This is a genomic window from Mesorhizobium sp. LNHC229A00 (assembly GCF_000502415.1).
GTDB lineage: Bacteria > Pseudomonadota > Alphaproteobacteria > Rhizobiales > Rhizobiaceae > Mesorhizobium.
In genome coordinates this window covers 1-1,238 of the sequence record NZ_AYWQ01000085.1, presented here as the reverse complement: position 1 = coordinate 1,238, position 1,238 = coordinate 1, and the positions used below count along the sequence as shown (strand labels likewise).

The 1,238-nt window shown below is 59.1% G+C and carries 2 protein-coding genes; both read left to right on the top strand.

Annotated features, from left to right (window positions below):
• On the top strand, positions 1-624 hold a 624-nt coding region (locus X742_RS01000000171175; RefSeq protein ID WP_156939504.1), incomplete at its 5' end, for a glycosyl hydrolase.
• Positions 621-1,193 carry a DUF995 domain-containing protein gene (locus X742_RS140465; RefSeq protein ID WP_245275664.1) on the top strand — a complete coding sequence of 191 codons (573 nt, stop codon included), beginning with the start codon at positions 621-623 and terminating at the stop codon, positions 1,191-1,193. The genes X742_RS01000000171175 and X742_RS140465, both read left to right, overlap by 4 nt.
• The last annotated feature ends 45 nt before the right edge of the window (positions 1,194-1,238 follow it).

Sequence of the window (1,238 nt, the reverse complement as noted above, 5' to 3'; positions counted from 1 at the left end):
ATTCTTGCTGGTCGCTACGATGCTAACATGTCCGCGGTCTGCTCCGCGGCGGCACAGCTGAAGAGTCCGGTTACCATCCGCTGGGCGCAGGAAATGGACGACAAGACCGGCCAGTTCACCTGGGCGTTCTGGGATGCGGACAGCTATGTGAAGGCCTACAGGCACGTGATTGACGTCTGTCGCAAGGACCTGCCGAATGCCAAATACATGTGGTCGCCTAAAGGGGACAAGGGTCTTCAGGCCTACTATCCGGGTGACAAATACGTCGACGTGATCGGCCTCTCAGTCTTCGGCTATCAGCCATACGACAAGCTCGAAGTCGGTCACGATACGACATTCGTGGAGCGAACGAAGCCGGGCTACGACCGCGTGGCCGGTTTCGGCAAGCCCATTGCCATAGCCGAGCTCGGCTACGAAGGCAACGACAGCTACGTGCGGAACTGGGCTTCGGATGCGAACAAGCCGCATGCCGAATTCCCCGCCATGACTGCCGTGGTCTACTTCAACGACGTGGAAGTCTATCCTTGGCCGCGAAACGTCGGGCGGCCTGACTGGCGCGTGGCAGACCACCCGCTGAATCTGACGACCGAAACCAACGGAGCGGCTAAACCGACTTCGAATTGACCCGCTCATCACTTGGTCGTCGCAATTTGCGGACGGACCTTTCTCTCTCCCACCTATCGGAAAACAAGCAAATGTCGTCAGTCCATTCTACTATTGTAAATACGGCGCTGGTCGCGCTCATCCTCTCGGCGGGCAATACCGCCGCAGCGCCGAAGCGGGCTGTCGATGACACCGCCAGGCTCGCTGCGGCCGCGGCTCCCATGAAGGCGGATGCGGTTGAGCACCTTTATGCCAATCGCACCTGGCTGTGGGAGAAGAACGGAGCCGGATACTTCCCCGAGAACGAGCACGGCCGGAAGCATTTCGTGGCGCGAACGCAAACTGGTTATGGCGAAGGCGACTGGTATGTAACCAGCGGTGGCCAGCTCTGCATGCGTGCGCTCTGGACCTCCAAGAACGACCGAGGAACCGGCGCCATTAATTGCTTTCTGCATCGCGAAAAGGATGGCGTCGTCTATCAACGGCCCAGCTTGGGTGGCCAGTGGTACGTCTTCCGCAACAATCCGGTGCGAAAGAATGACGGCGTGCGCAAGCTTGTGAAGGGCAATCGGGTCATCAAACAGCTCTAGATGCCCTGGACTTCCCTTAAACGCAGAATGGCCGCGCCTGTCCCG